Genomic DNA, 4,670 nt, shown 5'->3' with positions numbered 1-4,670 from the left:
TTGACATCTGGAAGCGGCAGTTGAATCAACCACAATCCGTACGTCAGCGGACTCCGCACGCTGTCGCCAAACCGAGGTAACGAAATGAAGACAATGATCGTATTCGTGGGACTTGTACTATTCTGCAATCGGTGTCTCGTCGCTGATGACTTCACGCCGGATCGCGTCGTGACTTACAAAACCGTTGGCGACGTGGAACTGAAACTACATGTCTTCGAACCCACGGGACATCAGACGAGTGACAAGGCTCCTGCCATTGTTTTCTTCTTCGGCGGTGGCTGGGCCGGCGGAGATCCCAAACAGTTTTTCCAACAAGCGAGATCGCTTGCCGACGACGGTATGGTCGCCTTCTCGGCCGATTATCGCGTCAAGAGCCGCAACAAAACGACGCCATTTGAATCGGTCAAAGATGCGAAGTCGGCTGTGCGTTGGATTCGCAGTCACGCGGCCGAGCTTGGAATCGATCCCGAGAAAATTGTAGCCTCGGGCGGCTCGGCGGGCGGACACATCGCCGCTTGCACCGGAGTAATTCAAGGCGAAGAGGAGGCAGGCGAAGATCTAACGGTCAGCTCGCGTCCCAACGCGATGATCCTGTACAATCCCGTTTTGGACACCACCGCCAAAGGTTATGGGCTATCCAAAGTCGGCGAAACGCGCCAAACCGACATCTCGCCGTGTCATCATGTCGGACCTGGGATCGTGCCAACGCTGCTGTTGCACGGCACGGCGGACACGACGGTCCCGTTTGAGAACGCGGAACGCTTCGCGCGGTTGATGGACGCTGCCGGTAACCAATGTCAGCTCGAGGCTTTTGAAGGCCAGAACCACGGATTTTTCAATTCGCCTTTTTTCCGTCCTAAAACAAAAGACACCAGCATTTACAAACAAGTGATGCAGAAGACGCGTGCATTCCTGGTTTCGCGGGGTTACCTGGACGATTCGACTTCCTCGAAATCAAAACAGAAGTAGAACCCCTCAAAACCCACACTGCGAATGGTTCGCGTTGGCGACAGCGACCTTGCTGATGCACATGATGGCTGCAGTCATATAGGGATGAGATTAATCTGGGAAAGGAGTGCTAATTTCCTTTCCGTTATTTCGGACAACGAAAATGACGTTTGTTTTCGATCGATCGCATCTTGGTGGAACGAATCATCAATTCGGATTCGCAAACTTTCTTAAACCTCGATCAAGAAATAGGTCGAGGTTTTTTGCGTTATGGACGTGACCGACGGGATGCCCATCTGTGTTACGAGATCGATTTCCGAATGCGGCTGAAACCATCTTTGATCTCGCCGCCGACCAATTTCATCGCATCCCATACATCTTCACCCGTCTCTTCGACAGCGTCTTTGAGCGGTTCATAACGACGGTTCAGATCGTCAAGCTTTTTACCCAATGCCTGCCACTCGCTCTTCGCCTCCTGCTTGCCGAGATGAATTTGCAACGCCAATTCGTCACGTTCTTCTTTGAGGTCATTGATCATATTGCGAATCAAACGCCGAGCAGAAACAGGCATGGCACCATTCCAGGACAATGAGGAGTTGTGAAAAAGCGGAACGCCACGAACGAATCGGAAATTCAAGAGGCGGATCGTGAAGTGATCCAATTCCCCCGTGCCGTTCCGCAAAAGATTTGTCACCAAGATCACGCTTTGACTGCGATTTTCATTGCTAGGGCTTCCTTTGACTTAGGCATGCTTACCGTCAACACTCCGTCCTTGTAGTGGGCGTTGACTTTGTCTTCATCGACCATCGACGTCGTGATAAATTGCAACTCATGTACCAAATTGCGAAGCACAGAAAGTGCCGCGAAACGGAGTATCGATTAGTAGATGGGATGCTCTTCGCGAGCCAATTTGTCACAGTCACTGAGTACGACTGTGCCGATGCGGTACAACCGCGTTGCGACCTGCGGGCGTTTGTCTGGAATGCGAAAACCTTGGGGTTGTCGTCGGACATGGAGGAAGATTTTTGTTTCCGGCCTACACTGCGGTTGCCTCTCCACCGACGAAGGAGACGGCTGATTAAGTGCAAACCAATAGGCCGGAGTCCGGAACATGACTTGCCGTTGGTCTCCGGCCTGTAATCAATGCTACTGAATCACCAGTCTCCCTTGTTTGGGAGAGGTCCAGCAGAGCCTTCAGCAATCCTCGGGTGTGAGCGACCGAGCAAGTGGATGCCTGCTGCAAGCTCAGTTGCGCGGTCGGCCCTCACCCGAACAAGGCCTAAAGGGCCCGTTCGACCTCTCCCAGCTTCGCCGGGAGAGGTGACTCGCTCCTGCTGCCCAGTCACCGTCGGTGGTGCGGGCATCATGGTAGACATTTGAAACCCTACGGTAAGCGGTTGCGGTCGCGTTCGACCTCTTGGCTCCACGCTTGAAGTGCCTCATTCATCCGCGCGGTTCGAGTGCGATACTGCGCCGAAACATCATGCGATTCGGTTGGATCCGACGATAATTGATACAGAGCGGGCGGCAGTGTTGAATCGCCTTTCGGAACACCTCGAGTCACATAGGGACGGACCAGTTTCCAGTCGCCTTCGCGAATTGCGGCATTATGCGAGTAGAGGGGAACTGTGCGATTCCATTGCCAAAAACGCGGTTGCTTCAGAAACTCTTTTGCAGACTGTCGCCGCAAAACTCCAGCCAAACTTCGGCCGTCAAGTTTCAAGTGATCCGGGATCTCTAACTGACAAAGCTCCATCAGCGTCGGTAACACGTCGGCGAAATGGACCACCTCGTCTCGTTCGCTTGGATCCAACTGCGCGGGCCAGCGAATCATCATCGGAACGCGGATGCCTCCCTCGTACACGGTGTACTTCGTGCCGCGTAGCTGTGCATTGAATCGTGAACTCACAAGCGGATCGGGACCATTGTCACTCGCAAATATCACGATCGTGTTCTCACGAATCTTCAACCGGTCCAATTCGCCAAGCAGATTGCCAATGCCTTCGTCCATGATTTCGATCATCGCATAAACGGTTGCCGTATCGCGATCGAACCCCTTCTTCAGATACGGCTCAATACGATCTTCCGGAGCCCCCAGCGGCCGGTGGGGAGCGTAGTGAGCGAGATGAAGAAAGAACGGATGTTGTTGATGACGGCGTACAAACTGCACCGCGCGGTTGGACAGATCATTCGTCAAATATTGCTTGGACTCGGCGTGGAGTTGTCCTTGGACCAGCAGCTTGTAATCGAAGTAACTCGGCACATGGGTGTGGTCCACAAAGCCTTCGAACTCGTCAAAACCTCTCGCCAAAGGCAAGTATTCAGCTCCGTCACCACAGTGCCATTTTCCGATCAGTCCGGTGACATAATCATTGTCCTGAAAAAGGTTCGCCAGCGTGGTTTCGTCCTTTCGTAACCGCGTCAACTGTGGGTAACGCTGTTGATTCAGCGTCACCACCCCCGTCCGATGCGGATACCGGCCAGTCAGCAAACTGGCTCGAGCCGGCGCGCACACGGGAGCCGCCGAGTAAGCGCGCTCGAACCACACGCTTTCCTGTTTCAGACGATCGAGATGAGGCGTGCGATTGCGATTTCCATTGCGACTGGCGAGATCGCCTATCCCCATATCATCGGCAAGGATCAGAATCACATTGGGCTTGGCCGCTGGCAAACCGTTTGTGTTTCGATCCACCGCTGATAGCGAGCCAGTGTTGCAAATACACAGAAGTGGCAAAAGCAGGAGGCTACAGAGCGGCTTGATATCCCGTGGCATGATCTGATTCGTTGGCATAGGAGAGAGCTTCATTTTTCCGTATCCGACATCGTAGCGTCGGTCGTTTCACGCACCAATAAAAAAATGGCAGCGGGACGAAGGTCCCACTGCCATTTTGAAGATCTGCGACAAGCGATTCCGATTGTTGCGACTGCGACCAGATAACAAAAATTTGCTATCCGGCCGACCACGTCGATCAGATGCCTTCTTCGCCCTCAACGTATTCTTCGGTCTCCTTGTACGCTTCGTCCTCTTCGAGACCAGCATCCTCCACACCGGGATTGGTGGCCGTCGAGCCACATCCGGTCAGCGGCAAGCAGAGACATCCGGCGAACAATAGAAACGCAGCAGTTTTCAGCAAAGCGGAAATATTCATGGAGCAATTGAAATGGAGTGAATGAGAAAAGGAAACACGGACAGGTTCCCCGGCCACCGCGACGCGGCGGCCGGGCACATCAGAAATTTGAGCATCCTGTCGTTGATTAAACGACGGCGGATGCATCCGGCAGCGTGATTCTTAAAGCGATTCCGTATCGATGACTTCGCCTTCGCCAATCCCACCCACGGCACGCCAGGTGAGAAAGTCAACGGATTCAGTGACGAATTTGACCGAACCGTCCCCCATCAACGACTGCACTCCACCACTATGCAATGACCGCGTGGCGTACATATTGCGGTCACTGTTGGCACCGCAATCCCATAGTTTCGAGTTGGGGACCATCAACGTATTGAACGAAACCTCATTGGGCGAATAGCCTCTCAACCAAGTCATCCCGCGTGCCCGTCCCGAATTGGTGTCCGGGTTACCGGTCATCGGGCAACCATTGTCCGTGGCCGTTGCAATCAAATCACCGACAGCCCCCGTCGTCTGAGCTTCATAGGAACGAGTGGTTCGCATCGTTGAATTAATGTTGATACGAGGATGTCCAATGATGCCTTCGGAAACCGC

At 53.5% G+C, this 4,670-nt stretch carries 6 protein-coding genes; 1 reads left to right on the top strand and 5 read right to left on the bottom strand.

Translation table 11 applies throughout. The features are described from left to right. Positions 1-84: 84 nt before the first annotated feature. The gene (locus ABX962_RS30760) at positions 85-969 is read left to right on the top strand and encodes an alpha/beta hydrolase (protein ID WP_372725309.1); all 885 of its coding nucleotides are present in this window, start codon (positions 85-87) and stop codon (positions 967-969) included. A 280-nt stretch (positions 970-1,249) separates the two neighbouring features. On the opposite strand, the gene ABX962_RS30755 is transcribed toward ABX962_RS30760, so the two are convergent. The 5 genes from ABX962_RS30755 to ABX962_RS30735 all read right to left on the bottom strand — a co-directional run. Next, positions 1,250-1,519: a hypothetical protein gene (locus tag ABX962_RS30755; protein ID WP_339942290.1), complete on the bottom strand. Its 270-nt coding sequence runs from the start codon at positions 1,517-1,519 to the stop codon at positions 1,250-1,252. A 128-nt stretch (positions 1,520-1,647) separates the two neighbouring features. Next, the gene (locus tag ABX962_RS30750; protein ID WP_372725307.1) at positions 1,648-1,800 is read right to left on the bottom strand and encodes an Hsp20 family protein; all 153 of its coding nucleotides are present in this window, start codon (positions 1,798-1,800) and stop codon (positions 1,648-1,650) included. Between the two features lie 532 nt (positions 1,801-2,332). Then, positions 2,333-3,640, bottom strand: a complete 1,308-nt coding sequence (locus tag ABX962_RS30745; RefSeq protein WP_372725305.1) for an arylsulfatase — start codon at positions 3,638-3,640, stop codon at positions 2,333-2,335. Between the two features lie 277 nt (positions 3,641-3,917). Continuing rightward, a complete protein-coding gene (locus tag ABX962_RS30740; RefSeq protein WP_372725304.1) occupies positions 3,918-4,097 on the bottom strand; it encodes a hypothetical protein in 180 nt (59 codons plus the stop codon). A gap of 141 nt (positions 4,098-4,238) precedes the next feature. Beyond that, positions 4,239-4,670: DUF1559 domain-containing protein (locus ABX962_RS30735; RefSeq protein WP_372725303.1), on the bottom strand; the 432-nt coding region annotated here is incomplete at its 5' end.

It is taken from the genome of Novipirellula sp. (assembly GCF_041583735.1).
Taxonomy (GTDB): domain Bacteria; phylum Planctomycetota; class Planctomycetia; order Pirellulales; family Pirellulaceae; genus Novipirellula.
Note: the sequence above shows the minus strand (reverse complement) of the source record. Positions and strands in the feature narration are given on the sequence as shown.